The sequence below is a fragment of the Williamsia sp. z71 genome, from assembly GCF_059553375.1.
Genome location: NZ_JCANWX010000004.1, coordinates 386,700 through 412,627, shown reverse-complemented (window position 1 = coordinate 412,627; position 25,928 = coordinate 386,700). Strand labels below are relative to the sequence as shown.

23 protein-coding genes are annotated in these 25,928 nt (G+C 64.1%); 15 read left to right on the top strand and 8 right to left on the bottom strand.

Annotated elements, in window-relative coordinates; all coding sequences use genetic code 11:
• Positions 1 to 67: 67 nt before the first annotated feature.
• A complete protein-coding gene (gene pdxR, locus AC51GR_RS12605) occupies positions 68 to 1,579 on the top strand; it encodes a MocR-like pyridoxine biosynthesis transcription factor PdxR (protein ID WP_496324973.1) in 1,512 nt (503 codons plus the stop codon).
• Between the two features lie 32 nt (positions 1,580 to 1,611).
• Here pdxR and AC51GR_RS12600 read toward each other — a convergent pair whose 3' ends face one another.
• Positions 1,612 to 2,964, bottom strand: coding sequence for an aspartate aminotransferase family protein (locus tag AC51GR_RS12600; RefSeq protein ID WP_496324972.1), 1,353 nt, complete (start codon positions 2,962 to 2,964; stop codon positions 1,612 to 1,614).
• 288 nt (positions 2,965 to 3,252) lie between these two features.
• On the opposite strand from AC51GR_RS12600, the gene AC51GR_RS12595 reads away from it, so the two are divergent.
• From AC51GR_RS12595 to AC51GR_RS12565, 7 genes are all read left to right on the top strand, one after another.
• Complete coding sequence (locus AC51GR_RS12595; RefSeq protein WP_496324971.1) at positions 3,253 to 3,999, top strand: SDR family NAD(P)-dependent oxidoreductase; 747 nt, start codon at positions 3,253 to 3,255, stop codon at positions 3,997 to 3,999.
• Positions 3,996 to 4,898, top strand: coding sequence for an ABC transporter permease (locus AC51GR_RS12590; protein WP_496324970.1), 903 nt, complete (start codon positions 3,996 to 3,998; stop codon positions 4,896 to 4,898). Before AC51GR_RS12595 ends, AC51GR_RS12590 begins: the two co-directional genes overlap by 4 nt.
• Positions 4,895 to 5,965: a taurine ABC transporter substrate-binding protein gene (locus AC51GR_RS12585; protein WP_496324969.1), complete on the top strand. Its 1,071-nt coding sequence runs from the start codon at positions 4,895 to 4,897 to the stop codon at positions 5,963 to 5,965. Before AC51GR_RS12590 ends, AC51GR_RS12585 begins: the two co-directional genes overlap by 4 nt.
• The gene (locus tag AC51GR_RS12580) at positions 5,962 to 6,798 is read left to right on the top strand and encodes an ABC transporter ATP-binding protein (RefSeq protein ID WP_496324968.1); all 837 of its coding nucleotides are present in this window, start codon (positions 5,962 to 5,964) and stop codon (positions 6,796 to 6,798) included. Before AC51GR_RS12585 ends, AC51GR_RS12580 begins: the two co-directional genes overlap by 4 nt.
• Before the next feature lie 82 nt (positions 6,799 to 6,880).
• On the top strand, positions 6,881 to 8,017 hold the full coding sequence (locus AC51GR_RS12575) for a lipase family protein (protein ID WP_496325067.1): 1,137 nt from the start codon (positions 6,881 to 6,883) through the stop codon (positions 8,015 to 8,017).
• A 175-nt stretch (positions 8,018 to 8,192) separates the two neighbouring features.
• Positions 8,193 to 9,086 carry a phosphoribosylaminoimidazolesuccinocarboxamide synthase gene (locus AC51GR_RS12570; RefSeq protein WP_496324967.1) on the top strand — a complete coding sequence of 298 codons (894 nt, stop codon included), beginning with the start codon at positions 8,193 to 8,195 and terminating at the stop codon, positions 9,084 to 9,086.
• Positions 9,083 to 11,200 carry a S9 family peptidase gene (locus AC51GR_RS12565; RefSeq protein ID WP_496324966.1) on the top strand — a complete coding sequence of 706 codons (2,118 nt, stop codon included), beginning with the start codon at positions 9,083 to 9,085 and terminating at the stop codon, positions 11,198 to 11,200. Before AC51GR_RS12570 ends, AC51GR_RS12565 begins: the two co-directional genes overlap by 4 nt.
• An 82-nt stretch (positions 11,201 to 11,282) precedes the next feature.
• Here the strand turns inward: AC51GR_RS12565 and AC51GR_RS12560 are convergent, their stop codons facing one another.
• Together AC51GR_RS12560 and AC51GR_RS12555 are read right to left on the bottom strand one after the other, a co-directional pair.
• A complete protein-coding gene (locus AC51GR_RS12560) occupies positions 11,283 to 12,737 on the bottom strand; it encodes a DHA2 family efflux MFS transporter permease subunit (protein ID WP_496324965.1) in 1,455 nt (484 codons plus the stop codon).
• A gap of 69 nt (positions 12,738 to 12,806) precedes the next feature.
• Positions 12,807 to 13,319: a MarR family winged helix-turn-helix transcriptional regulator gene (locus tag AC51GR_RS12555; protein ID WP_496324964.1), complete on the bottom strand. Its 513-nt coding sequence runs from the start codon at positions 13,317 to 13,319 to the stop codon at positions 12,807 to 12,809.
• A 175-nt stretch (positions 13,320 to 13,494) separates the two neighbouring features.
• On the opposite strand from AC51GR_RS12555, the gene AC51GR_RS12550 reads away from it, so the two are divergent.
• The 4 genes from AC51GR_RS12550 (at position 13,495) to AC51GR_RS12535 (ending at position 16,487) form a co-directional block, all read left to right on the top strand.
• Entirely contained in the window at positions 13,495 to 14,199 is a 705-nt protein-coding gene (locus AC51GR_RS12550) for a DUF2334 domain-containing protein (protein ID WP_496324963.1), read from the top strand.
• Between the two features lie 80 nt (positions 14,200 to 14,279).
• Complete coding sequence (gene purS, locus AC51GR_RS12545; RefSeq protein ID WP_496324962.1) at positions 14,280 to 14,528, top strand: phosphoribosylformylglycinamidine synthase subunit PurS; 249 nt, start codon at positions 14,280 to 14,282, stop codon at positions 14,526 to 14,528.
• Positions 14,525 to 15,208, top strand: coding sequence for a phosphoribosylformylglycinamidine synthase subunit PurQ (gene purQ, locus AC51GR_RS12540; protein WP_496324961.1), 684 nt, complete (start codon positions 14,525 to 14,527; stop codon positions 15,206 to 15,208). Before purS ends, purQ begins: the two co-directional genes overlap by 4 nt.
• Positions 15,209 to 15,215: 7 nt before the next feature.
• The gene (locus AC51GR_RS12535) at positions 15,216 to 16,487 is read left to right on the top strand and encodes a M18 family aminopeptidase (protein WP_496324960.1); all 1,272 of its coding nucleotides are present in this window, start codon (positions 15,216 to 15,218) and stop codon (positions 16,485 to 16,487) included.
• 94 nt (positions 16,488 to 16,581) lie between these two features.
• Here the strand turns inward: AC51GR_RS12535 and AC51GR_RS12530 are convergent, their stop codons facing one another.
• The 4 genes from AC51GR_RS12530 to AC51GR_RS12515 form a co-directional block, all read right to left on the bottom strand.
• Positions 16,582 to 17,868 carry a VOC family protein gene (locus AC51GR_RS12530; protein ID WP_496324959.1) on the bottom strand — a complete coding sequence of 429 codons (1,287 nt, stop codon included), beginning with the start codon at positions 17,866 to 17,868 and terminating at the stop codon, positions 16,582 to 16,584.
• Complete coding sequence (locus tag AC51GR_RS12525; protein ID WP_496325066.1) at positions 17,865 to 18,359, bottom strand: RNA polymerase sigma factor; 495 nt, start codon at positions 18,357 to 18,359, stop codon at positions 17,865 to 17,867. The genes AC51GR_RS12530 and AC51GR_RS12525 overlap by 4 nt, the downstream gene beginning before the upstream one ends.
• Before the next feature lie 115 nt (positions 18,360 to 18,474).
• Complete coding sequence (locus tag AC51GR_RS12520) at positions 18,475 to 19,749, bottom strand: hypothetical protein (RefSeq protein ID WP_496324958.1); 1,275 nt, start codon at positions 19,747 to 19,749, stop codon at positions 18,475 to 18,477.
• A 23-nt stretch (positions 19,750 to 19,772) separates the two neighbouring features.
• Positions 19,773 to 20,702 (bottom strand): AraC family transcriptional regulator, encoded by a 930-nt coding sequence (locus tag AC51GR_RS12515; protein ID WP_496325065.1) that lies wholly within the window; start codon positions 20,700 to 20,702, stop codon positions 19,773 to 19,775.
• Between the two features lie 71 nt (positions 20,703 to 20,773).
• Between AC51GR_RS12515 and AC51GR_RS12510 the strand changes: the two genes are divergently transcribed.
• The 3 genes from AC51GR_RS12510 (at position 20,774) to AC51GR_RS12500 (ending at position 25,051) form a co-directional block, all read left to right on the top strand.
• On the top strand, positions 20,774 to 21,616 hold the full coding sequence (locus AC51GR_RS12510; RefSeq protein ID WP_496324957.1) for a Rossmann-fold NAD(P)-binding domain-containing protein: 843 nt from the start codon (positions 20,774 to 20,776) through the stop codon (positions 21,614 to 21,616).
• Entirely contained in the window at positions 21,613 to 22,089 is a 477-nt protein-coding gene (locus AC51GR_RS12505; RefSeq protein ID WP_496324956.1) for an anthrone oxygenase family protein, read from the top strand. The genes AC51GR_RS12510 and AC51GR_RS12505 overlap by 4 nt, the downstream gene beginning before the upstream one ends.
• A gap of 424 nt (positions 22,090 to 22,513) precedes the next feature.
• Complete coding sequence (locus AC51GR_RS12500) at positions 22,514 to 25,051, top strand: ATP-dependent Clp protease ATP-binding subunit (protein WP_496324955.1); 2,538 nt, start codon at positions 22,514 to 22,516, stop codon at positions 25,049 to 25,051.
• 88 nt (positions 25,052 to 25,139) lie between these two features.
• Here the strand turns inward: AC51GR_RS12500 and kstR are convergent, their stop codons facing one another.
• On the bottom strand, positions 25,140 to 25,790 hold the full coding sequence (gene kstR / locus AC51GR_RS12495) for a cholesterol catabolism transcriptional regulator KstR (protein WP_496324954.1): 651 nt from the start codon (positions 25,788 to 25,790) through the stop codon (positions 25,140 to 25,142).
• Between the last annotated feature and the right edge of the window lie 138 nt (positions 25,791 to 25,928).

The window sequence follows — 25,928 nt, the reverse complement described above, 5'->3', positions numbered from 1 at the left end:
GCAATCTGGCACTGCCGGAAGATCCAGACCGTGCAAGCATTACAGGGGCCAGTACAAGGAGGTGCCGTTGCGAACACACGACAATCTCGACGCGATCTTGGCGGACAGATCAGTCCACCTGGATTCGGATCGGGCCATGCCGATGTACCGGCGGGTGCGCGCGATGATCGAAGACCTCTTGGCCCGCGGCGTGTTCGAGGGTGGGCGCCCCATGCCGTCCACGCGGTATCTGTCTCAGGAACTCGGCGTCTCGCGCAACACCGTCGTCGCGGCGTACGACGAACTGATCGCGCTCGGTGTCATCGAGAGCAGGCCCCGCAGTGGACTTTACGCGGCAACGCCCCTGACGCGAACATCGCCTGTCGAGTCTGAGTCCTCCGTCGAAGCGGTGGATTGGTCCACGTTGCTCAAGCCCCGCGAGAGCGTTGAGTTCACCCGCACGCTCGGGCATCCCGACGCTTTCGACTATCCGTACCCCTTCATCAGTTCTCAGCCAGAACTGCGTTCCTTCCCGGTTCGGGGTTGGTTGCGCGCTGCGAACGAGGCGATGACGGGTCCCCACCTTCGGTTCAGCGTGCGAGACGCCGTAGACCAGGACGACCCGTTGCTCGTCGAGGCGCTGCTCGGGGAGATCCTGCCGTCGCGAGGAATCACGGCGCGCGCCGACGAGATCCTCGTGACAAGCGGCACCCAGCAAGGGCTTTCATTGATCGCCGACGTCCTGCTCGGGCCGGGCAAGATCATGGGCTTCGAGAATCCCGGTTACCTCGACGCGATGCACATCTTCGAGCGCTCCGGGGTGGAACTCGCCCCGGTTCCGGTCGATGCGCGAGGAGCGGTCTTCGACCGGTCGACGCCGTTCGATGCGATGTACCTCACGCCGAGCCATCACCACCCGACCAACGTCACCTTGAGTCTGCCCCGGCGAAAGCTCCTCCTCGAACTCCTTGAGGACCGGAACGGCTTCGTGATCGAGGACGACTACGACAGCGAGTTCCGTTTCCGCGGCAGACCGACACCGTCACTCAAGTCGCTGGAGAACAACCGCCGCGTGATCTATCTCGGGTCGTTCTCGAAGTTCCTCTCTGCCGGCTTGCGTATCGGATACATCGTGGCGGACGCTCCCGTCATCGCGGCGCTTCGGGCCGAACGCCATCATCGGACCAAACACCTGCCCGGTCACATACAACGTTCGCTCGCACTCTTCATCACCTCGGGTGATTACCACAAGGTGCTCCGCTCCCACCGACGACGGCTTCGGCGGAACTGGGAGATCATCACCGAGTCGATCAACACGTACCTGCCTCGCGTCGATGCTCCGTCATTCCCTCCAGGCGGCGTCAGCGTCTGGTACACCGGCCCGGAGGGGCTTGATGCCGCCGAGCTGACGGACAGGGCGCAACAACAGGGGATCCTTGTTGCGGACGGCTCGCGTTATTTTCTGCCGGGCACGGGATCACGCAACTGTCTGCGCCTGGGTTTCGGTTCCATCGACCAGAAGTCGATCGAACCCGGAATCGCTCTGCTCGGCGGAATTGCTCATCGCTTACTCGAGGAGGGCAACCGGCTCGGCGGATGAGAACCGCTGCTGCACAACCATCAGCGGGTCCCTCACATGTCTTCCTCGTAGTAGGAATCGGCGACGTTGAGTGCGGTGTCCAGCATCGTGAGTGCAGCGTCGACCTGCGCGGGTGTCACGGTGCACGGCGGGACCACATGGATGCGGTGGTAGTTGTTGAAGACCAAGAGCCCGGCCTCGCGCGCGGCCGCCATCGTCCGGCCGATTGCGGCGTTGGTACCACCGTAGGGTGAAAGCGGTTCGCGGGTCCGCCGATTCGTGACCAGATCGAGCGCCCAGAACACGCCCAGTCCTCGGACCTCGCCGATGCTCGGATGCTTTTCGGCGAGTGCCCGCAGGCCGGGTCCCAACGAGGTGCGGCCCACGAGTTCGGCGTTCTCGACGATGGCCTCTTCCCGCATGGTGTTGATCGTCGCGACGGCGGCGGCGCAGGCGAGAGGATGGCCCGAGTACGTCATGCCACCGGGGTACGGGCGTTCGGCGAATGTGTCATAGATCTTGTCTCCCAGAATGACTCCGCCCAGGGGTACGTACCCAGAGTTGACACCCTTGGCGAACGTGATGAGATCCGGTGCGACGTCGTAGTGGTCGATGGCCAGCCAGGCGCCGGTTCGGCCGAAGCCGGACATGACCTCGTCGCAGATCATGACGATGCCGTAACGGTCACAGATGTCACGGACCCCCGTGAGGTATCCGGGCGGTGGGGGCATGATCCCAGAGGTACCCGGAACGGATTCGATGATGATCGCGGCAAACGCAGCCGGGCCTTCGAATCGGATCAGGCTCTCGAGGTGCTCGAGGGCACGACCGCACTCATCTTCCTCTGTCTCGGAACGAAACTCGGATCGGTAGAGAAATGGCCCGTGAAAATGGACTGCTCCAGAGTTGCCGTAGTCGTTGGGCCACCGACGATGATCGCCCGACAGGTTGATGGTTTCCGCGGTGGCGCCGTGGTACGAGCGATATGCCGAGAGGACCTTGTAACGCCCGGTGTGCAGGCGGGCCATCCGGACCGCGTGCTCATTCGCATCCGCACCGCCGCTGGTGAAGAAGACCCGGTCCATCCCATCAGGTGAAATCTCGGCGATCAGGCGCGCGGCCTCGGCCCGCGCATCGTTCGCGTGCGCGGGTGCGATGGTGCAGAGTTTCGCGGCCTGTTCTTGTATCGCGGTGACGACCTTGGGGTGCTGGTGCCCGACGTTCGTGTAGACGAGCTGGGAGGAGAAGTCGAGGTACTCTTTTCCGTCGCCATCCCAGAGGAGGCAGCCTTCGGCGCGCTCGACGACCATGGGCTGCAACGATTTCTGGGCCGACCAGGAATGGAAGACGTGTGCCCGGTCCAATTCAAAGGTCCGTTGTGACGCACTGAGTGCGGGGGCTGCCATGGCAGAAACCTCCTGATCGGATTGGTGGATCTTGCGGTGCAATCAATGATGGGGAATGCCGTTGGCCCTGCGCCAGATCCAGATCATCCGCGATAACGAGGGGCCAGTTACACAGGCGAACCACTGCGTTAACACAAGCCCAGTACGTTACGGCTGGCCCAAGAAAATGACCATGCACGTGGCACTGGAGAAGGTGCCAGATGAAGTGAACACTGATGGACAGTTCGTCAAGTAACAAGGTCTTTCGGGCCTTTCCGAGACCAAACATGCATCTAGGAGTTTGCCGCCATGTCTGTCATGAAGTCCCCGGTAGCCGTGGTCACAGGAGCCAGCAGTGGTATCGGCGCGGCCACCGTCCGGCATCTCGTCAAGGAGGGTTTTGACGTGGTGATGGGCGCGCGAAGGATTGATCGCCTTGATGAGTTGGCAACCGAAACCGGCGCTCACCCTGTATATCTCGATGTGACCGACGTCGCATCGGTCGACGCGTTCTGTGACCGGATCCAGAGTTGTGACGTGTTGGTCAACAACGCCGGTGGAGCGCTCGGGGCGGACAGCATCGCCGATGCCGTCGAGGCCGACTGGGCCGCGATGTTCGACGTCAACGTATTGGGCGTGCTGCGCGTGACGCAGCGCCTGTTGCCTCGCCTGCGCGAGAGCGAAAACGCCACTGTTGTGACCATCGGTTCGATAGCGGGCCGCGAACCATACATCGGCGGTGGTGGCTACAACGCGGCGAAACATGCTGTGACAGCGCTTACTCGAGTGTTGCGTCTCGAACTGCTCGGGGAGCCGATCCGGGTTTGCCAGATCGATCCGGGCATGGTCGAGACGGAGTTCAGCATCGTACGTTTCGGCGGGGACGAAGATCGCGCCCAGGCCGTGTATGCCGGGGCCGACCCACTGACCGCGGACGATATCGCGGAAAGCGTTGCCTGGGTTGTCACCCGCCCGAGCCGGGTCAATGTCGACTCGATGCTCATATTGGCGCGTGACCAGACCTCGGCACAGCGAGTGCACAGGAGGACCGCATGACAACCACCAGTTCCCCGCCGACCGTTGTGCCGCCACCGACAGGTGGGCGCGGGCCCGCCGGCTCCCTTCGGCGTAGAAGTCGAGTTTTGACGCCAAAGCGTCTGCGGTCCATCGGAGTTCGATTGGCGGCCTTGTTGCTGTTTGTCGTCTTGTGGGCCGTGATCACCGCGGTGGGCGTGATCGATGAGCTGTTCCTGCCGTCCCCGGTTTCGGTATGGGATGCGTTCATCAGAGCCAATACGTGGCACCAGATTGCGCCCGGTGTCGATCGTGAAGTGCTCGGTGAGCAGAACTACTTTCTCTGGGAGCATCTGATCGCCAGTGGTCAGCGTATTGCCGCCGGCGTAGGCGTCGCGGTGATAGTCGGCCCACTCATCGGCTTCGTGATGGGGATGTCGGTTCCGGTCCGCACGTTCGTAGAGCCCTACCTGAACTTCCTGCGTGCGTTGCCTCCGCTCGGTTACATCGGACTACTCATCGTGTGGTTCGGCATCGGCGACACCTCGAAGATATGGTTGCTGTTTCTTGCCGCGTTCCCTCCCATCGCGATCGCGACGCTCAACGGTGTGACATCGGTCAAGGTAGACCAGATCAATGCGGCGAAAGCGCTGGGCGCGAACCGAACCCAAGTGCTGACCAACGTGATTTTTCCATCGACATTGCCGGAAGTGATCAACGGGATCCGAATCGCAGTCGGGTTCGCGTGGACAACGGTGGTGGCCGCTGAACTGAACAACGGGATCCCCGGTATCGGTGGACTGGCATATCTGTCCGGGACTCAGCTCAATACGCCGCTTACCATCGCCTGCATCATTGTCATCGGTTGTGCTGCACTCATTCTCGACTCCGCTATCAAATTGATCGGGACCATCGTGGTGCCGTGGAAAGGTAAGGCATGACAATCAGCTGGAAGCGTGCCGCGTTGGCTTTGGTGGCAGCGGGTGCAGTCGGAACAACGATGACCGCGTGTGTGGAGACCGGCCGCGGTGAGACGAGCCGGGCGTTGGAAACGGCCACGATATGTCCGGTCATGGTGGACGAGTCGGTCACGACCACCGCCCGGATCGGCTACCAGGACATCCCCAACGGCGACCTGATCGTCAAGGACCAGGGTTTACTCGAAGCCTGCATGCCGAACGCCGACATAACGTGGAGCAAGTTCGCCTCGGGGCAGGACGTCGTCCAGGCCTTCGGCTCCGGCAGTCTCGACCTCGGAACGCTCGGGTCGAGTCCGGCGACGATGGCGTTGTCCTCTCCGCTGAACATGCCGATCCAGGTGGTCTGGATTCAGGACATCATCGGGAAAGCCGAATCGCTGGTGGTGAGGGATCCGTCGATTAGTTCACTGGAAGGGTTGCGGGGCAAGACGATAGCGACGCCGTTCGGCAGCACATCGCACTACAGTCTGCTGGCCGCTCTCGGTGCGGCGGACATGACGGCCGACGTCACCTTGATCAACCTCAAGCCGGACGCAATGCTCGGTGCCTGGCAGGGCGGCCAGGTCGATGCAGTATGGGTGTGGGATCCGACGCTGTCGAAGCTGACGGAAACCGGTCATGTCGTCATGACCAGTGAAGATGTGGCCGCAATGGGTGCACCCACTTTCGATCTGTCAGGTGCGACCACTGCATTCACCTCGGCCAACCCCCAGTTCATAGAGATGTGGACAAAACTGCAGGATTACGCCGTCGGCCGGATCAACGCAGACCCCACCGCCGCAGCCGTTTCGATGTCTGCGCAGCTGGGCATTGCCCCGGACGCGATCACGCCACAACTCGGCGGTTACACCTACCTCTCGGCGGCCGATCAGGCCGGTCCCGAACATCTCGGTGCGGACTTCGCGCAGAATCTGGCGGGAACGGCAGAGTTTCTCCTGCAGCAAGGCACCATTGATGCCGTCAGTGCGCCGGACAAATACGCCGACGGGATCTACGCGGACGCGGTCACGAAAGTTGGGCAACCATGACCACGGCCGGCGCCGGAACCGACAACACCGATTTCAGTACCCGGATGGTTCTCACCGAAGTCCGTAAAGAGTACGTCACCGCAGACGAGTCGGTAGTCGCACTCGCGTCAACCAGTTTGACCATCGAACCTGGGGAATTCGTTTGTGTCGTCGGACCGTCCGGCTGCGGCAAGACGACGCTGTTGCAATTGTTGGCCGGGTTCGAGGCAGCGACCGACGGAACCATCATGGTCGGCAACACCCACATCAAGGGGCCAGATCCCGATCGTGGTGTCGTGTTCCAGAACTCGAATCTCTATCCGTGGTTGTCAGTGCGAAAGAATGTCGAGTTCGGGCTCAAGATGAGGGGAGTCCCGCGCGCGCAACGGGCCGCTGAAGCCGACCGGATGTTGGAACTCGTCGGCCTGGAGTTGTACGGGAACCGCAAACCGTACGAATTGTCAGGTGGTCAACAGCAGCGATGCCAGATCGCCCGTGTGTTGATCACCGATCCACGAATCATCCTGATGGACGAACCTTTCGGCGCGCTCGATGCAATGACGCGCGAGAGGCTGCAACTCGAATTGCTCGATCTGTGGCGGGAACGGCGCAAGACGGTTCTCTTCGTGACACACAGCGTCGAGGAGGCGATCTTCCTCGGCACCCGGGTCATCGTGATGGGTGCCCGTCCGGGACGGGTCATCTACGATCGCAAGATTTCGTTCAAGGGGGACGGTCGCTCCACCGGGACCGGGATCCGTTCCACGCCGGACTTCATCTCGATGCGCGACGAGGTCGCGGCCAAGATCTATGAAGCACAAGGATTGATCGGGGCGACCGTTGCGAACCACTGAGCGACATCGGCCGGCGGTGGAGGATGTGCGGAAAAGACGATCGGTCGGTGCCGGCTGGAGCATTGTGGCGCTGTGCTTGGGGATGTCGTTGGCGGCTTGTTCTGGTGGTGACTCCTCCGATGGCGGGGAGTCGTCGGGGGAGCGGTTGTCACCGGGAACGCTTGTGACGGCGCACGAGCTCACCGAATCGGCGGCCCTTCCCAGTGCCGCGCGGAATGAACGCATCACGTACATGTCCGAGAACGTTTCCGGTGAACCGATTTTGGTGTCGGGGATGGTGGCGATTCCGGATGCGCCCGCTCCGTCAGGTGGTTGGCCGGTGATCAGTTGGGCGCATGGGACAACCGGTGTGGCCGATGCGTGTGCTCCGTCGGCCGATACCCCGGATGGTCCGGTGCATGACACTGTCGAGTTGGTGAGCAAGACCCTCGACAAGTGGGTCGGCAGTGGTTATGTCGTGGTCCAGACCGACTACGAAGGTATCGGCACGCCCGGTGGTCATCCGTATATGAACGGCACCAGCGAGGCCAACGCGGTGACCGATATCGTCCGGGCGGCCAGGCAGGTCGATGACAACGTCGGCAAGGATTGGTTCGCGGTGGGGCACAGCCAGGGCGGACAGGCGGTGGTCTTCACCTCGGCGATCGGCCCGGACCGGGCGCCGGAGCTGAACTTGAAGGGCGCGGTGTCGATTGCTCCCGGCAACGGGACCGGCAAGATTCCGCAGATGGTGGCCACCGGGGATCCGTTGATGGCTCCGGGTGTGCCGTTTGTTCCGATCATTCTGCTCGGTCTGCAGGCGGTGGACCCGACGATCGTTCCCGAAGAGCTGCTGACCGATCAGGCCCGGCCGCTGCTCGAGGCCGCCCGGACCGGATGTTTGGCGGCGGTGCGGGCTGTGTCACCGATACCTGTCGATCAGATTTTTCGTGAGGGTGCGGACCTGACGCCGCTGGCGGCGAATCTGGACCGGCAGGAACTCGCGACGGTGACGCCGCAGGTGCCGACGTTGTTCGCGCAGGGGACCGCAGATGTCCTGGTTTCGGTGGCGAGTACGACTGCGGCGGTCGACGATTTCTGTTCGAAGGGATCGGACGTCGAGTTCCAGAGGTACGAGGGTGCGGACCATCGGGGCGCGATCGCGGCGTCGTATGAGGATGCAAAGGACTTCGCGACGAGAATGCTGGCCGGGGACGCGGTGAGTTCAGGGGCCTGTTGATCGGCGGCGGATTCGGGTGAATCGCGACTAGCGAGCGAATCGGTACCCGACCACAGGGCGAGAGTCGTCGGTGGTCAATTGATCGAGGCCTGACTCGGCCCGACTGGGGGACCCGTCGGCGTGGCCGGTGCCCTGACCACGGCGGGTGATGTTCGGGCCACTAACCTCTACAGGTATGCGCCCTGCTCTGGAGTCCTATGAACACCTCGCAGCCGGGAAGGTGCGGGATCTCTATTCGATCGACGAGAAAACCATGCTGATGGTCGCCTCCGACCGGATCTCGGCCTTCGACCACATCTTGTCGACACCGATCCCCGACAAAGGCCGCATCCTGACCGCGATGAGCGTCTACTACTTCGGGGCATTGGGCGTTCCGCATCACCTGGCGGGCGGCCCCGAGGATCCCCGGATCCCGGCGGAGTTGCTCGGCCGGGCGCTGGTGGTCAAGAAGCTCGACATGTTGCCCGTCGAATGCGTCGCCCGTGGATACCTGACCGGCTCCGGACTGCTCGACTACAACGCCACCGGAGCGGTCTGTGGGATCGAGCTCCCAGCCGGCCTGGGGGAGTCGAGCAAACTACCCGAACCCATCTTCACGCCCGCATCCAAGGCCGAGATCGGCGAGCACGATGAGAACGTCAGCTTCGAGGCGGTCGTCGCGACCGTCGGTGAAGAGCTGGCCGTGCGTCTGCGGGATCTGACCCTCGACATCTATTCACGCGGCTCGGAGCTGGCCGCGCGGCGTGGAATCATCTTGGCAGACACCAAGTTCGAGTTCGGCCTCGACGACGACGGCGCTGTGGTGCTGGCCGACGAGGTGCTCACCCCGGACAGCTCGCGCTATTGGGATGCCACGACCTACACGCCGGGTCAGGTGCAGCCGAGTTTCGACAAGCAGATCGTCCGCAACTGGTTGCTCAGCGGAGATTCCGGATGGGATCGCGCCGGTGACGAACCGCCACCGCCGCTGCCCGATGACATCGCGCAACGTACTCGTGCCCGCTACATCGAAGCGTATGAACGTATTTCAGGTCTGTCATTCGATGACTGGCCGAAGGGAGAACAGTGACCGACACCTCGCAGGATTCCGCACCCATCGTGCCGCCCGTTGCGAAACGGATCCCATTCGAGCGCACCCATCACGGTGAGACCGTGGTCGACGAGTACGAGTGGTTGCGTGACAAAGAGGATCCTGAGGTCATCGCGTTCCTGGAACAGCAGAACGAGTACACCGCTGCTCAGACCGCCGACCTCGCCGATCTGCGGGCCGACATCTATGCCGAGATCAAAAGCCGTACACAGGAAACCGATATGTCGGTGCCCACGCGCCGCGGTCAGTACTGGTACTACGCCCGCACCGAAGAGGGCAAACAGTATTCGCTGAGCGCCCGGTGCCCGATCAGCGGTCCGAACGATTGGACGCCGCCGAAAGTCGAGCCCGGACAGCCTGTTCCGGGTGAAGAGATCCTGCTCGACTCGAACGTCGAGGCCGAGGGCACCGACTTCTTCAGTCTGGGCGCACTGTCGGTGAGCGAGGACGGCACGCTGCTGGCCTACAGCGTCGACAGCACCGGCGACGAGCGATACACGATGCGGTTCAAGGATCTCCGGACCGGCGACCTGCTCGCCGACGAGATCACCAACACCGCGCCCGGTGCGCTGTGGTCCCTCGATGGCAGGCACGTTTTCTATCAGACGGTCGACGAGGCCTGGCGCCCCGATACGGTCTGGCGGCACGATCTCGGTGCCGGCACCCCTGACGTCAAGGTGTTCCACGAACCGGACGAGCAGTACTGGGTGGGTATCGGTGGCACCCGTAGCGACAAGTATCTGATGATCACCGTCGGGTCGAAGATCACCTCGGAGGTCTGGGTCCTCGACGCCGGTGACCCGACCGGTGAGTTCTCGGTGGTGTGGCCGCGCGAGGAGGGCGTCGAGTACGGCGTCGAACATGCGGTCATCGAAGACCGGGACTGTTTCCTGATCCTGCACAACGCGAATGCCGAGAACTTCGAACTGCTCGAGGCCCCGATCAGCGACCCCACCGCCACCCGCATCCTGGTGCCACACGACACCGAGGTGCGCCTGGAGGACGTCGACGCCTTCGCCGGCCAACTGGTGTTGAGCTACCGCCGGGAAGCGCTGCCGCGACTCTCGATCGCGCCGTTGACCACCGGCGAACCAGTGTTCACCGAGGTCACGTTCGACGAGGAGTTGTATTCGGCCGGTCTCGGGGCCAACCCGGAATGGGCCGCGCCACGACTTCGCATCGGGTACACGAGTTTCATCAATCCCACCGAGATCTTCGATCTCGACGTCGCGACCGGTGAGCGAACGCTGCTCAAGCGGCAGCAGGTGCTCGGCGCCTTCGATCCCGCCGACTACGAGCAACGCCGGGATTGGGCGACCGCGTCCGACGGAACCAAGATCCCGTTGTCGGTGATCCGCAGGCGCGGCGCTGAATCCGGTCCGGCCCCGACGTTGCTGTACGGCTACGGCTCGTACGAATCCAGCAACGACCCGGGCTTTTCGATCTCGCGTCTGTCACTGCTCGACCGCGGCGTCGTCTTCGTGGTCGCGCACATCCGCGGCGGCGGCGAGATGGGGCGCCACTGGTACGACAACGGCAAGACCCTGACGAAGAAGAACACCTTCACCGATTTCGTGGCCGCGGCACACCATCTCATCGACACCGGAGTCACCGACGCCGACCATCTGGTGGGAGAGGGCGGCAGTGCCGGTGGGTTGTTGATCGGCGCCGTCGCCAACATGGCGCCGGAGCTGTTCAACGGAATCCTGGCGGTGGTCCCGTTCGTGGATCCGTTGACGTCCATCCTCGATCCGTCGCTGCCGTTGACGGTCATCGAATGGGATGAATGGGGAAATCCCCTCGCCGACAAAGAGGTCTACGAGTACATGCGGTCCTACTCGCCGTATGAGAACGTCCGGCCGCTGCCGTACCCGGAGATCTTGGCGGTGACCTCGCTCAACGACACGAGGGTGCTGTTCACCGAGGCGGCCAAATGGGTTGCCCGACTTCAGGCCAACACGACCGGGGATGCCCCGATCCTGCTGAAGACGGAGATGAAGGCCGGTCACGGCGGCGTGAGTGGACGCTACAAGCAGTGGGAAGAGGTTGCTTTCGAGTATGCCTGGGTCCTGCGGCAGACCGGTGCCGTCTGACGGTCGCAGTCGCCCCGAATACCAAAGCAGCGCCGCCCGGAACTCGTCCGGGCGGCGCTGTTCTTGTTCGAGCTGGGAAAAGCTAGTGCATCATGACCGGCACCGGCTGCCCGTCCGCATCGAGCGGCTTGGCAATGGCCTTGCGGGGCAGGAAGAACGCCGGGATGAAACAGATTGCGATCAGGACAGTGACCACGATGAAGGTGCTGGCGAAGCCATCTGCCGCCTCGCTCAGGGTTTCTGCGTCCTTGAGGTTGTTGACCAGGAGCACCGAGGTGATCGCGGTGCCGATCGAACCGGCGGCCTGCTGGACCACATTCATCAGGGTTGAACCATCGGGAACCTGCTTGTCCGACAGGGTTGCCAGCGCGGCGGACATGATCGGCATCATCGTCATACCCATACCGAGACCCTGGACGAACAGCGCGATACTGAGCAGCCAGAACGAGGTGTCCGCGCCGAGGAATATAAAGAAGCCCATGCCCAGTGCGATGAGCACGATGCCAGCCATGACCAGCTTGCCCGGCCCCTGCCGGTCGGTCAGCTTGCCGGCCATCGGCATGGTCAGCATCGCGCCGAGACCCTGTGGGGCCAGCAGCAATCCGGTCATCAGGGTCGACTCGCCGCGCACGCCGATGTAGTACTGCGGGAACAACAGCGCGGCGCCGAGGAACGCGATCATGAAGAACGTCATGGTGATCACGGCCATGGACAGCTTGCTGTTCTTGAACAGACGCAGGTCGAGCAGCGGGTTCTTGTGACGCAGGGCGTGGAAGACGAACGCGATCATCAGCAGCAGACCAACGGTGGCGGAGAGCCAGACCGGGGTATCGGTGAAGTTGCCGTGTTCAGCGCTCAGCGAGATGCCGTAGAGGAACAGGGCCAGGCCTGGCGAGAGCAGGAGCAGTCCGAGGAAGTCGAATGTCGGCCGGGCCTTTTCGTCTTGCCCGGGCAGAACTGCCATGGCGTAGAAGAGGGCAATGATGCCGATCGGCACGTTGATGAGGAAGATCCACTGCCAGCTGGCGTATTCGATCAGCGCGCCACCGATGATCGGGCCCATGATCGGGCCGAGCAGCATCGGGATACCGAGCACGGCCATCACCGAACCCACGCGAGCGGGACCGGCCGCCTTGGTCAAAATCATCATTCCGACGGGCATCAGCATGCCGCCGCCCAGACCCTGCAGTACGCGGAACACGGTCAGGGAGGTGATGTCCCAGGCCAGCGCACACAGTGCCGAACCGAGGACAAAGAGCACCAGCGACGTCAGGTAGACGTTCTTGGTACCGAATCGGGCTGCGGCCCAACTGGACAGCGGGATCACGGCGGCAAGCGCCAGGGTGTAACCGGTGATGGTCCAGGCGGCTCCGGCCTGATCGGTGTCGAACTCATCCTGGAATGTGTTCTGTGCCACAGACACAACGGTGGTGTCGAGGATCGCCATGATGGCGCCGAGCACGACGACCACGGCGATTTTCAGAATTGCCGGGTCGAGCTTCTGGCTCGGCGGCGCGGCCTTATCGGTTGAGGTCATAGAGTTGCTTTCTGGAAAAGGTTGGAAATTCTGTCGTCTTTGGTCCGTCGGCGATGCCGACGCGGTTCCTTACATGGACGCCCGGTCGTCGGCGCACGAAGCGGGAGCGAGGTAGTCGCCGGCCAGCACCGGCACGAGCGCGTTGTTGAGATTGGTCCGCAGATCGACGGGTAACGCGGTGATCAGATGCCGAATCGAATCCTGGCCCCGGTAGATTGCGTCCGCAACTGCTTTTTCGCCGGCTGAGGCGAGGGACACCCGCTTGATGCGGCGGTCGAACTGGTCCTCGCGACGGATGACCAACTCGAGACCGACCAGCTTGTCGACCGCTCGTCCGGTCGCAGCAAGCGAAAGGCGCAGCTCATCGGACAGTTCGTTGACCGAGAGCGGTCGGCAGTGGCGGCTCAGGATCAGCAAAGCCTTGAAGTGGCTGAAACCGAGTTCGGTGTCGATGATCTCGTTCATCGTGTCGACGTCCATGGCTGCCATCAGGCGGGACATGAAATCGTGGACGGTCTGGAAAGCCTCGTCGACCTCCACGCCCTCGGAAGAGGGTTGTTCGACCACACCTGTTGCTGACACTGGCCAACGGTAACGCCGACGCAACTATTGATGCCAACGCAAGCAATGTGTGTTCTGTTACATACCTCCCATGGTGTGAGTGCAGTCACCGACAGTGGTGGTGAGGCGAAAGGCTTTGCGCACCATCCATCTCGGCGCAACCCGTTGACCATCTGTGGCGGCGACACTGGTGACCGTGACAGGACAACTCATCGTGTCCATCTCGGGGATCAGGACGGAAACGTTGCCGGCGGTCTCGGTCTTCACCGAGAGGCTCGCCGCGCGGGATGTACCGGTCTCGCTGCTGGTCGCCCCGCGCCTGGCGGACGGGTACCGGCTGGCCGATGACGCCGCGACCTGCGACTGGCTGCGCGGCCGGCGATCCGGCGATGATGCGATCGTGCTCCACGGCTACGACCAGGCGCCGGGTCGCCGGCGCCGTGCCGAGTTCGCGGTGCTCGGGGCGCATGAGGCCGACCTGCGGTTACTTGCCGCGGACCGGGTTCTCGAGCGAATGGGACTGCGCACGCGGATCTTTGCCGCACCTCGATGGAACTCATCGCCGGGCGCCCGCCAAGCCCTGCCCGGCCGCGGCTTTCGGACGGATCTGGGCCTGTCCTCGATGGACAATCTGGTCACCGGCCACCGCATTCGGGCTCGGGTACTCGGTATCGGTGACGGATTCGCGGCGGATGCCTGGTGGTGCCGGTTGCTCGTCGCCAACACCGCGAGGGTGGCCCGGCGCGGCGGGATCGTCAGGCTGTCCGTCGCGGCCGGGCATCTTCAGGCGTCGATGGCGGTGGGCGCTCTGATCAACTGTGTGGATCTCGCGCTGCTGCACGGAGCCCGGCCGACGACATATCGGAACCTGGAGCCGCCTGCCGCCCGGAACGCTGCCTGATCGGAGGTCCTCCGCCGGGAAGCCTGCGATCAGCCGGTAGAGTTACGTCCAGCAAACCGCAGCTGAAGAGGAGTTCCGAAGTGGCTCGAGTCGTAGTGGACGTCATGCCCAAAGCCGAGATCCTGGACCCGCAGGGGCAGGCCATCAGTGGCGCCCTGGGTCGACTCGGGTTCGCCGGGGTCGCCGATGTCCGACAGGGCAAGCGATTTGAGTTGGAGGTCGACGAAACGGTCGATGACGAGGCCCTTGACCGGATCGCCTCCGAACTCCTGGCGAACACCGTCATCGAGGACTACTCGGTGACCCGGGTACAGGGCGCATCGTCGTGACCGGAGCGCGGATCGGGGTCATCACGTTTCCCGGAACACTCGACGACATCGACGCCGCCCGGGCTGTCCGCATCGCCGGTGGCGAAGCGGTCGAGTTGTGGCACGGCGACGGCGACCTCAAGGGTGTCGACGCAGTGATCGTGCCCGGCGGATTCTCCTACGGTGACTACCTGCGGGCCGGCGCCATCGCCCGATTCGCGCCCGTGATGGGTTCGCTCGTCGAGGCAGCCGGTAAAGGTATGCCGGTTCTGGGTATCTGCAACGGTTTCCAGGTGCTGTGCGAGGCCGGGCTTCTGCCGGGTGCGCTCACCCGTAACCAGGGACTGCACTTCATGTGCCGTGACCAGTGGCTGCGCGTCGAGTCCAACACCTCGGCCTGGAGTTCCCGGTTCGAGCAGGGAGCCGAGATCCTGGTCCCGCTGAAGTCGGGCGAGGGACGTTATGTTGCCTCCGAGGCAGTACTCGACGAACTGGAGGGTGAAGGACGGGTGGTCTTCCGCTACGCCGGTGACAACCCCAACGGCTCGATGCGGTCCATCGCCGGTATCTCCAGCGCCGACGGCAAGGTTGTCGGTCTGATGCCTCACCCGGAACACGCAACCGAAGCCCTGACCGGTCCCAGCGACGACGGTCTGGGCCTGTTCTACTCGGCTCTCGACGCAGTTCTCGCCAACGCCTGAGGCACACATGGTGACAACGTCCGCCGATGCTGTCGGCCTCTGCAGTTTCATCGATGACTCCCCGTCGCCCTTCCATGTCTGTGAATCGGTGGCGAAAGTGCTGGAGGCCAACGGCTTCCGGCAACTGAAAGAGGAGCATCAGTGGCCGTCGCAGCCGGGTCGGCACTATGTGATCCGCGGCGGATCGATCGTCGCGTGGGACAGCACTGCCCGCGGTCGCAGCTTCCGGATCGTGGGTGGTCACACCGACAGCCCCAACCTGCGCGTCAAGCAGAACCCCGACCTGCGGTCTGCCGGACTGCGGATGGTCGGGTTGGAGAAGTACGGCGGCGCCTGGCTCAACAGCTGGCTCGATCGCGACCTCGGGATCTCGGGGCGGCTTGCCATCCGCGAGCCCGACGGTCTGCGTGAACATCTGATCCGTATCGACGAACCGGTCCTGCGGGTGCCGCAGTTGGCGATCCACCTCTCGGAGGACCGCGGCGGGGTGTCGCTGGATCCGCAGCGTCACGTCAACGCCGTCTGGGGTGTCGGCGCCGACGGTCCGGGATTCATGGAATGGATTGCCGCGCAAGCCGATGTGGCACTGGATCAGGTGCTCGGCTGGGAACTGATGACCCATGATCTGGCCCCCAGCCGGGTTGTCGGGGTCGATGGTGACCTCGTCAGCGCACCCCGTCTGGACAACCAGGGCACCTGTTACGCCGGTACCCGGGCGCTCATCGACGCGATCGCCGCCGAGTCGTCGGCGGCCATCCCGGTACTGGCACTGTTCGACCACGAAGAGGTCGGCAGCGGGTCGGACCGCGGTGCGTCGTCGGATCTGCTCGGTACCGTGCTCGAGCGAATTGTGCTGGCCGGTGGGGGATCTCGGGAAGACTATCTGCGGTCGATGGCGTTGAGCGCCTGCGCGTCCGGCGACATGGCCCATGCGACGCATCCGAACTATCCCGAGCGCCACGAACCGTCACATCAGATCGCCATCAACGGTGGTCCGGTGCTGAAGGTGAACCAGAATCTGCGGTATGCCAGCGATGCGGCCGGTGAAGCGTTGTTCGCGGTCGCGGCCGACAAGGCCGGGGTTCCGCTGCAGCGTTATGTCCATCGCGCCGATCTGCCGTGTGGTTCGACGATCGGTCCGCTGACCGCGACCCGCACCGGCCTCAACACCGTTGATGTCGGGGCGCCGCAGTTGGCGATGCACAGTGCCCGTGAGGTCATGGGCAGCGCCGATGTCGGTATGTACTCCGCGGCCCTCGCCGCATTCCTCGCTCCCTGACCCCCGCTCCCTGAACCCGATGATGTGCCCTTTTGGCGGCGCCCACCTGGGCTTTTGTTCGCCAAAAGGGCACATCATCGGAGTGCGGGGGAGCTCAGTACTGGCCGAGGTAGAAGCGCGCGCCCTGATCGTCGAGGCATTCGGCGGAGATGGCGTACGACTGCTGTGACGGACCATCCAGGACGGTGCCGCCGCCCTCACGCACCCGCGCGACCGCGACGTCGATGTCGTCGACGACCCACATCGGGACCGCCACCGAACGCTCCTGGCCGCCGGCGATACCGGTCATCGGGTGCATACCGTCGACCTCCCAGCCGTCATCGATGCGCCCGGGATTGAACGTCCAGCCCAGCACTCGGCCGTAGAAGTCCCGAAGCCGCTCACTGTCCGGCGTGTACAGGGTCATATACGTGAGTTCGCCGTGGCCGGTCGCGTTGAGGGGTGGACGCGGTTCCTGGCCTCTCGGCCGGTAGATCGAAAAGTCCACACCCTGGTCGTCGACGGCATCGAGTAGCTCGCCGAAGCCGAACCGCTGCACCTGATTCGGGGTGCCACCGGCCTCGATGATGGCGGACCGGGCGGCGTCGATGTCGTCGACGGCGTACACGCACTGCATGGTCGGATCGCCAGGAACCTCGTAGATCCCGAGGCGGTGGGAGAGATTGGTGACCTGGCTGGTGGCTGCGTTGAACTCCCAGCCCAGGACCGACCCGTAGAAGGTGGCGGCGCGGTCGACGTCGGTGGTCCACAGCGAGCAGTAACCGATGTCCCCACGGTGGATCTGTTCCACCTTCGCACCGGTCGTCGGCCCGGTGATCATCCATCGATGTCCGAACGGATCGACGATCACACCGGTTCGGGCACCGTGATCTTCGTAGGGTTCACGCTGGACCGTCGCGCCACCGTCGCGGGCGCGGGTGAACACCGCGTCGGTGTCGGAGACCGGCAGCATCAGTGATACCGAGACTGATTGTGGTGCAGGGGCTTTGAGGCCCAGGTCACCGAACTCGCCGGCCAGGTAGATCACGCCACCGCCGATCAGGAGTTCGGCGTGCCCGATGGTGCCGTCGTCCATCACGATCGGTTCGCCGCGCAGTCGGGCACCGAGGTTGGCGACGTACCAGTCGATGGCGGCGGCCGGATCGGCGACGGTGAGATAGGGCAGTGCCCCTGGACGTTCCACGGAGGTGAGGATCTGCGACGAAAGGTTCTCGGCCGACGGCGCAGAGCCGATGTCGGTGCTCATGGTGATTCCTTCGGGTAGTTCGAGTCCACGCTCGAGGCGGGTACGCAGGCGACGTGCGAAGTCGGCGTCGGGGGACACCGGCACGTCGGCTGTGGCCAGCACGGTGAACGGGTCGAATGAGTTCGGAGCGTTCATGACTGGCCTCCCTTCGCGATGGGCATCGTGTTGTCGGGGTAGGCCGCGCGGAAAGCCCGCTTGGCCCGGGTGAGTAGCGCTTCGGTGGCCATGACCGTGCGCCCGAGCAGTTCGGCACACTGCGGCACGGTGCAGTCGTCGACGTACCGCAGCGTCAGCACCGCGCGGTGGGTGGTCGAGAGCCGCGCGAGGGTGAACTCGGCCAGTATCCGGTCGAGGTGCACATCCCACTCGTCGCCGGCCGGCTGATCCGGAACCTCGTCCACCGGCGTCGGGGTGCGTTGCATCTTGCGCCAGTGGTCGGCCAGTTTGTGTCTGGCGATGCCGATGAGCCACGGGACCGACGGCTCGACCGAATCGTCGACTCGTGCCCGGTCCATGGCGGCCAGAAACGTGTCCGAGGTGATGTCCTCGGCGATGTTCTTGTCACCGGCCCGCCGGATCAGGTAGCCGTATACCGCGGGCAAGGCCTCGTCGTACAGAGCGAGCAGCGCAGTACCGGCCGGCGCCGGGCCGGACGGAGTGTGGGAGTTTCCACCCGCTGAGCTGCTCACATACTCATAGTCGTCGGCGGCGGGGGTTTTCCGACGCCCAACGGGGAACTTTTTACGACGGAGCGAGCAGGGAGAGGGTGGTGCCCTCCTCGAGCACGATGTATCCGTCGACCACGGCAGGCCGCCCGCCGACCACCGATCGCTGCCACGCGACGGTGCCCGTGGTGAAGTCGTAGGCGGTCAGCTGGGAGTTGGCACCGAACACGATGATGTTGCCGCCCTGCCCGATGCAGCCGAGGATGTCGATGTTGGCGGAGGGCTCCATCGGATCGCTGCGGGGGAGCTCACCCAGTTTGTCCGCCGAGACGATGTCGAGAACCGAACGCGTGCCGTCCTTGCGGGCAAAGGAGACCGTGGAACCGCAGGGCCGGGCGCCGACCTTCGACAACTCCGGGTCGGTGACCTGCCATAGCCGGGTCTTCTGTTGTGGGTCGAACGCGGCGTAGGTGCCCTGGGTCTGGAAGACCTGCTCGCTGCCGGCCCCCGTCGTGATGGGCAGGGTGGACCGGCCCGGTACCAATTGCTGCTTGTCGTTGTCCGATGTCCGGGTGCCGTCCGGTCGGAGGAACTCGACGCGCTGGGCTCCCCGCTCCGAGAACTGCGCCGCGATGCCGGTCGGGTAGACCACCAGATCGCAGGCGCATCCGAACAGGTCGTCGCCGGTGTCCGGGTCGATGAGATGCTGTGTGCCGTCGGACGCCCGGACGATGGCGACGGTGCCGTTCACCTCGACCGTGGCGGCGCCGGCGAAGGTGCGGGCCCAGATCTCGGTGCCGTTCGGCGAGTTGCGGCTCACCTGGTACCCGGAGCTGTTGACGCGTAGGAAGTCGGGCCCGTATCCGGTGACGGTCTCAGTGTTGTCGAGGGCGGAGAGAGAGCCGAGTTCTCCGGTGTCCAGGTCGGCGATATAGAAACCGTCCGGACGATCTGCCAGGCGCACCGCGCAGCCGACCTGACCCTTGCCGTTGATCGCGCAGGTGCCCAGCCCGGCGTCGATCGGCTGGGCCCAGAGTCGTCGGCCGTCGCGGCGATCGATGGCGAGATAGGTGGTGCCGTCTCCGGACGGATAGGAGATCAGCCAGGTGTCGTGATGGGTGCCCGCGACCAGGGGTGTGGCGCCGGAACCGTACGTGCGCATGTCGCTGAGGTCGAGGCTCCATCGCTCCGCGGGTTCGCTCCGATACGACCGGAGCGTGCCGCCGTCGTATTCGGACGTGTCTTCGGGCGGCGTATCCATCGCGAACACCGCTCCGACCGTGACCGCCATGACGATCGACAGCAGAAAGACGACGAATCCGATTCCGGGGGTGGACCGGCCGTTGAGCATGACGCCCATCCAATCACGCCGGTTCAGCTCGCCAGGGACCTGCGGTGGTCGCGGGGGCTGATGCCCCGAACCCGCTTGAAGGCGGCGCTCAACGCGTAGGCGCCGCTGTAGCCGACCTGCGCCGCAACGGCATCGAGCGTGAGGCCTCCGTCGGCCAGGAGGTCGGCTGCGAGCGACAGGCGCCATTCGGTGAGATACGCCATCGGCGGTTCGCCGACGAGTTCGGTGAACCGCTTGGCCAGCACGGCCCGCGACACCGAACACCGGGCGGCCAGGGCGGCCACGGTCCACGACTGCTCAGGATTGTTGTGGATCAGGCTCAGTGCTCGACCCACCGCCGGATCCGACTCGGCGGCAATCCAATTCGATCCCGCCGACTCGGTGGTGGAGAACCAGGTGCGCAACGAGTCGATCAGGACGAGGTCGAGAAGCCGGTCGAGCATCACCTCTTGTCCCGGGGCGTCCCGCAACATCTCGGCCGCGAGAAGCTCGATCAGCGGAGAGTTGTTGTCACGCAAAATGATCAGTCGGGGGAGCGCGTTCAGCAGCCTGGTCGACACCTCGCCGGCCACACCGTAGGCGCCGACCAGCGAGACCGATTCACCATTGACGCTGTTGCCCCAACTGCGGATGCCGAGGCGCATCTCGTCGGCCAGTTCGGCACCGTCGTCGCCGACGCAATGCTGGCCTTCTTCGATGATGGCGGTGGTCGCAGAGGTGCCGTCGCCATAGGTGTACGGGTCGGGTCCGCGGATGATCGCGACATCGCCGCGATGTACGTCCGCGTGCTCTCCGTCGTCGAAGTCGATGGCGGCGGTCCCGGACACGGTCACCACCACCGTCAGTGGGGCCTTGTCCTCGATTCGGACGGACCAGGGCGGCGACATCACCACCCGCAACAAGAACGCGTCTTTCGCGCGGGGTCCGTTGAGCACACTGCCAAGCGCATCCACAAGACGATTGAACATGAAAGCGAGCGGATAAACCATGGAAACGCTCGTATTCATCGCCTGTACTGGTTCACATGACAAATACAACGGAAACCCGAGAACAACGTCCCGTCCTGGTGGTCGGTGCCACCGGCAAAACCGGTGCGCGAGTGACAGATCGACTCGACCGCGCCGGAGTGCCGGTCCGGCGGGCCAGTCGTACCTCGGCCACGCATTTCGATTGGACCGACCGCGGTACCTGGAAACCCGCGCTCGAAGGTGCCGGCGCTGTGTACATCACCTATCAACCCGACCTGATCGTGCCGGACTCCGTCGATGACATCACCGCCTTTGTCGCTGCGGCCGACGACGCCGGTGTCGACCGGCTCGTCTTGTTGTCCGGGCGTGGCGAGCCCGAGGCGAAGGCGTGTGAAGAGGTGGTCCTCGGGGCCGGAACACCCGCAACCGTGTTGCGGTGCAGCTGGTTTGCCCAGAACTTCAGTGAGGCCTTCTTGGTCGACGATATTCGCGGCGGCGAGGTGGTGCTGCCGGTCGGACCGGTCGGTGAGCCGTTCCTCGACGCCGACGACATCGCCGACGCCGCGCTCGAAGCGCTGACCGGGACCGGCCACACCGGACGGGTCTACGAGCTGACCGGCCCGCGGTTGCTCACCTTTGCCGACGCCACCGCCGAGATCGCCGGCGCACTCGGCCGCGACATCGCGTTCGTGTCGGTCTCCGACGTCGATTATCGCAGCGCGCTGCTGGCCGCCGGAATCGGTCAGGAGTACACGGACATGGTGATGGCGCTGTTCGGAACGCTGTTCGACGGGCGCAACGAATCGGTGACCGACGGTGTCCGCGAGATCCTCGGACGCGCACCCGGCGACTTCTCCGATGTGGTGAAGAGGGCGGCATCACAGGGAGCCTGGTCATGACCGTGGTTCGCGAATCGCTACTCGTCCTCGGAGTGGTGGCGGTCGGTCTGATGGCCGGTCTCTATGCCGCCTTTGCCATCGCCGTGATGCCTGCGCTCAGACGCGTCGACGATGCGTCCTTCGTGTCGGTGATGCAGCGGATCAACGTGGCCATCGTCAATCCGCTGTTTCTGCTGGTGTTCTTCGGCGGTCTGGGCTTCACGGTGGTCGCCGCGGTCCTCTACCGCGACCACGCGATGCTGTGGTGGATCGTGGCCGGCGCGGTCCTCTACGGACTGACGCTGATCACCACGATCGCCTTCAACATCCCGCTCAACAATCAGATCGCCGCCGTCGGCGACCCGGAGCGGATCAGCGATCTGCGCGCGGTCCGAGAAGCGTTCGAGGGGCCGTGGGTGCGCTGGAACATCGTCCGGGCGGTGCTCGACACCGGCGCGCTGACGGTGCTCATCACCGGTCTGGTGTCTCGTTAGCCGGGTGGGGGCGGGGTCGGAGAACCCGGAGCCGTCCATCGTTCACTCGGCGCGCGGGCGCAGCGCTCTGCGACCGGATTCCTGCTGGTGTGGCACTCCAAACCATCCGCGATCGGATAAAACTCATCGCGATCGAAGGACGGGTGTCCCGTTCGCTGACGGCGTATCGAACATCGATACCCCGCGTAAGCTGCGGTGTTGATGGGTTGGTAGGTCTGAAAACGGGCCTTCGGGTCGAACAGGGTGAGACATCTGCGGTGCCGGTGACCTGCGGCCATTAGAGTGGAGCCAAGGCTGCTGAGGCCGACGCATCGACGTCGCTCTCGGTATATGCCCACCCTGGGGAGATCGACGCCGGTGGACCAGTCAGACTGGGACATGAAGCTTAGGCCGAGCTCGACCCATTGAAACGTAAGGGAGAACAATGTTCGAACGGTTCACCGACCGCGCTCGTCGGGTTGTAGTCCTGGCTCAAGAAGAAGCGCGGATGCTCAATCACAACTACATCGGTACCGAGCACATCCTGCTGGGTCTGATCCACGAGGGCGAAGGCGTTGCCGCCAAGTCGCTCGAGTCGCTGGGAATCTCGCTCGAAGGCGTACGCAGCCAGGTCGAGGAGATCATCGGCCAGGGTCAGCAGGCGCCGTCCGGGCACATTCCTTTCACTCCCCGCGCGAAGAAGGTCCTCGAACTCTCGCTGCGTGAGGCGTTGCAGCTCGGCCACAACTACATCGGCACCGAGCACATCCTGCTCGGCCTCATCCGCGAGGGCGAGGGCGTGGCAGCTCAGGTGCTGGTCAAGCTCGGCGCCGATCTCAATCGGGTGCGTCAGCAGGTCATCCAGCTCCTCTCGGGTTACCAGGGCAAGGAGCCCCAGGAAGCCGGCACCGGCGGTCGCAGCACCGAGGCGGGCACGCCGTCGACCTCGCTGGTCCTCGATCAGTTCGGTCGCAACCTGACCGCAGCTGCCGCCGAGGGCAAGCTCGACCCGGTCATCGGGCGCGAGAAGGAAATCGAACGCGTCATGCAGGTGCTGAGCCGCCGCACCAAGAACAACCCGGTGCTCATCGGTGAGCCCGGCGTCGGCAAGACCGCCGTCGTCGAGGGCCTGGCCCAGGCGATCGTGAACGGCAACGTTCCCGAGACGCTCAAGGACAAGCAGCTCTACACCCTCGACCTCGGGTCGCTGGTTGCCGGCAGCCGCTACCGCGGTGACTTCGAAGAGCGCCTCAAGAAGGTTCTCAAGGAGATCAACACCCGCGGCGACATCATCCTGTTCATCGACGAGCTCCACACGCTCGTCGGCGCAGGTGCTGCCGAAGGTGCCATCGACGCGGCCAGCATCCTCAAGCCGAAGCTGGCCCGCGGTGAGCTGCAGACCATCGGTGCGACCACCCTCGACGAGTACCGCAAGTACATCGAGAAGGACGCCGCTCTCGAGCGTCGGTTCCAGCCGGTGCAGGTCGGCGAGCCGAGTGTCGAGCACACCATCCAGATCCTCAAGGGTCTGCGGGACCGCTACGAGTCGCATCACCGCGTGTCCATCACCGACGGCGCGCTGGCTGCTGCCGCGACCCTGGCAGACCGGTACATCAACGACCGGTTCTTGCCGGACAAGGCAATCGACCTGATCGACGAGGCGGGCGCCCGGATGCGTATCCGCCGGATGACCGCACCGCCAGACCTGCGTGAGTTCGACGACCGGATCGCCGATGCTCGCAAAGAGAAGGAATCGGCGATCGACGCCCAGGACTTCGAGAAGGCCGCGAACCTGCGCGACAAGGAAAAGCAGCTCGTCACCGAACGCGGCGAGCGTGAAAAGCAGTGGCGCAGTGGCGACATGGACATCGTCGCCGAGGTCGATGACAACGAGATCGCCGAGGTCCTCGGTAACTGGACCGGTATCCCCGTCTTCAAGCTCACCGAGGAGGAGACCACCCGTCTGCTCCGGATGGAGGATGAGCTCCACAAGCGGATCATCGGTCAGACCGAAGCGGTCAAGGCTGTCTCCAAGGCGATCCGCCGTACCCGCGCCGGTCTGAAGGACCCCAAGCGCCCGTCCGGTTCGTTCATCTTCGCCGGCCCGTCCGGTGTCGGTAAGACCGAGCTGTCCAAGGCCTTGGCGAACTTCCTGTTCGGCGAAGACGACGCGCTCATCCAGATCGACATGGGCGAGTTCCACGACCGGTTCACCGCGTCGCGGCTCTTCGGTGCCCCTCCCGGGTACGTCGGCTACGAAGAGGGCGGCCAGCTCACCGAGAAGGTGCGCCGCAAGCCGTTCTCCGTGGTGCTCTTCGACGAGATCGAGAAGGCACATCAGGAGATCTACAACACCCTCCTGCAGGTGCTCGAGGACGGCCGTCTCACCGACGGTCAGGGTCGTACGGTCGACTTCAAGAACACCGTGCTGATCTTCACCTCGAACCTCGGTACGAGTGACATCTCCAAGGCCGTGGGTCTGGGCTTCTCGCAGTCCAATGCGGAGGGCTCGAATTACGAGCGGATGAAGCAGAAGGTCAACGACGAACTCAAGAAGCACTTCCGTCCCGAGTTCCTCAACCGTATCGACGACATCGTCGTGTTCCATCAGCTCACCAAGGACGAGATCATCAAGATGGTCGACCTGATGATCGCCCGCGTCGAGAAGCAGTTGAAGAACAAGGACATGGATATCGAACTGACGGAGAAGGCCAAGAGCCTGCTCGCCAAGCGTGGTTTCGATCCCGTCCTGGGTGCCCGGCCGCTGCGTCGCACCATCCAGCGCGAGATCGAGGATCAGCTGTCGGAGAAGATCCTGTTCAACGAGATCGGTGCCGGCGAGATCATCGTCGTCGATGTCGAGAACTGGGATGGCGAAGGCGACGGCGACGAAGCCAAGTTCACCTTCAAGGGTTCGAAGAGGCCGATCGAGCTTCCCGACACCCCGGTGGAACTGGCTAAGACAGGCGACTCCGAGAAGTAGTCGATACAAAGTAAGGGGCGCAGCCACGAAAGTGGTTGCGCCCCTTCTTTGTTGTCGACCGAAGTGGTATTGAGCCGAGTCTTGCGGGTTACTTGTTTGCGGCGTCGTGGTCGCGGCCGGCGAGCAGAAGCGTGATGGTGAGCTCCAGGCGGTTGGTGACGTCGGTGGCCGAGGCCCGGCGGGTCAGCCACTGCACCAGGTTCGACATCCAGACGTCGGACACGACGCGGGCGATCTTCAGATCGAGATCGGCGGGTTCGCCTTCGACCATGGCATTGGCGAGCAGTCGGTCGATGATGTTCGCGACCTTGTCGACCTCGGCGGAGGCCGATGCGTCGGCGAACATGAATGCGCGGGTCATCGCCTCGGTCAGCAGCGGATCACGCTGCATCGCAAGGGTGATCATGTCCAGGACGTGGCGCAGACGCTCGAGTGGCGTGTCGCCGCGGAGTCGGGTCTTGTCGGCGCGGGCCTCGACGGCCTCGAACTCGCGGGCCAGGGCGGTGACGAGCAGATGCACCTTGGACGGGAAGTACCGGTACAGGGTTCCCACGGCAACGTCGGCGCGGTCGGCGACAGCGCGCATCTGTACCGCGTCGTAGCCGCCTTTGGAGGCGAGGGCGAGCGTCGCGTCGAGGATGCGGCGGCGACGTTCACGCTGGGCGTTGGAGCCGAGGTCGACCTCGGTACCGACGGCAGCGTCGCCGACCGAACCGCTGGTGGGATTCGGGCTTGCCATCAGTGGACTGACCTCTTTCGTCTTTTGCGCCTCGGGGGCCCGGGTTTTCTGTCGGATGACCGTTATTGCAAGTGGCCAACTACACGTTAATCGCTGCTGCCGAAAATGCGATTTGGGTGCCGCGTGCCCCGGCCCCTT

Bases quoted from the DNA above. Each gene is read 5' to 3' on its own strand.
- AC51GR_RS12600 (WP_496324972.1), bottom strand. From the start codon at position 2,964: ATGGCAGCCCCCGCACTCAGTGCGTCACAACGGACCTTTGAATTGGAC.
- AC51GR_RS12595 (WP_496324971.1), top strand. From the start codon at position 3,253: ATGTCTGTCATGAAGTCCCCGGTAGCCGTGGTCACAGGAGCCAGCAGT.
- AC51GR_RS12590 (WP_496324970.1), top strand. From the start codon at position 3,996: ATGACAACCACCAGTTCCCCGCCGACCGTTGTGCCGCCACCGACAGGT.
- AC51GR_RS12585 (WP_496324969.1), top strand. From the start codon at position 4,895: ATGACAATCAGCTGGAAGCGTGCCGCGTTGGCTTTGGTGGCAGCGGGT.
- AC51GR_RS12580 (WP_496324968.1), top strand. From the start codon at position 5,962: ATGACCACGGCCGGCGCCGGAACCGACAACACCGATTTCAGTACCCGG.
- AC51GR_RS12575 (WP_496325067.1), top strand. From the start codon at position 6,881: ATGTCGTTGGCGGCTTGTTCTGGTGGTGACTCCTCCGATGGCGGGGAG.
- AC51GR_RS12570 (WP_496324967.1), top strand. From the start codon at position 8,193: ATGCGCCCTGCTCTGGAGTCCTATGAACACCTCGCAGCCGGGAAGGTG.
- AC51GR_RS12560 (WP_496324965.1), bottom strand. From the start codon at position 12,737: ATGACCTCAACCGATAAGGCCGCGCCGCCGAGCCAGAAGCTCGACCCG.
- AC51GR_RS12535 (WP_496324960.1), top strand. From the start codon at position 15,216: ATGGTGACAACGTCCGCCGATGCTGTCGGCCTCTGCAGTTTCATCGAT.
- AC51GR_RS12530 (WP_496324959.1), bottom strand. From the start codon at position 17,868: ATGAACGCTCCGAACTCATTCGACCCGTTCACCGTGCTGGCCACAGCC.
- AC51GR_RS12520 (WP_496324958.1), bottom strand. From the start codon at position 19,749: ATGCTCAACGGCCGGTCCACCCCCGGAATCGGATTCGTCGTCTTTCTG.
- AC51GR_RS12510 (WP_496324957.1), top strand. From the start codon at position 20,774: ATGACAAATACAACGGAAACCCGAGAACAACGTCCCGTCCTGGTGGTC.
- AC51GR_RS12505 (WP_496324956.1), top strand. From the start codon at position 21,613: ATGACCGTGGTTCGCGAATCGCTACTCGTCCTCGGAGTGGTGGCGGTC.
- AC51GR_RS12500 (WP_496324955.1), top strand. From the start codon at position 22,514: ATGTTCGAACGGTTCACCGACCGCGCTCGTCGGGTTGTAGTCCTGGCT.
- kstR (WP_496324954.1), bottom strand. From the start codon at position 25,790: ATGGCAAGCCCGAATCCCACCAGCGGTTCGGTCGGCGACGCTGCCGTC.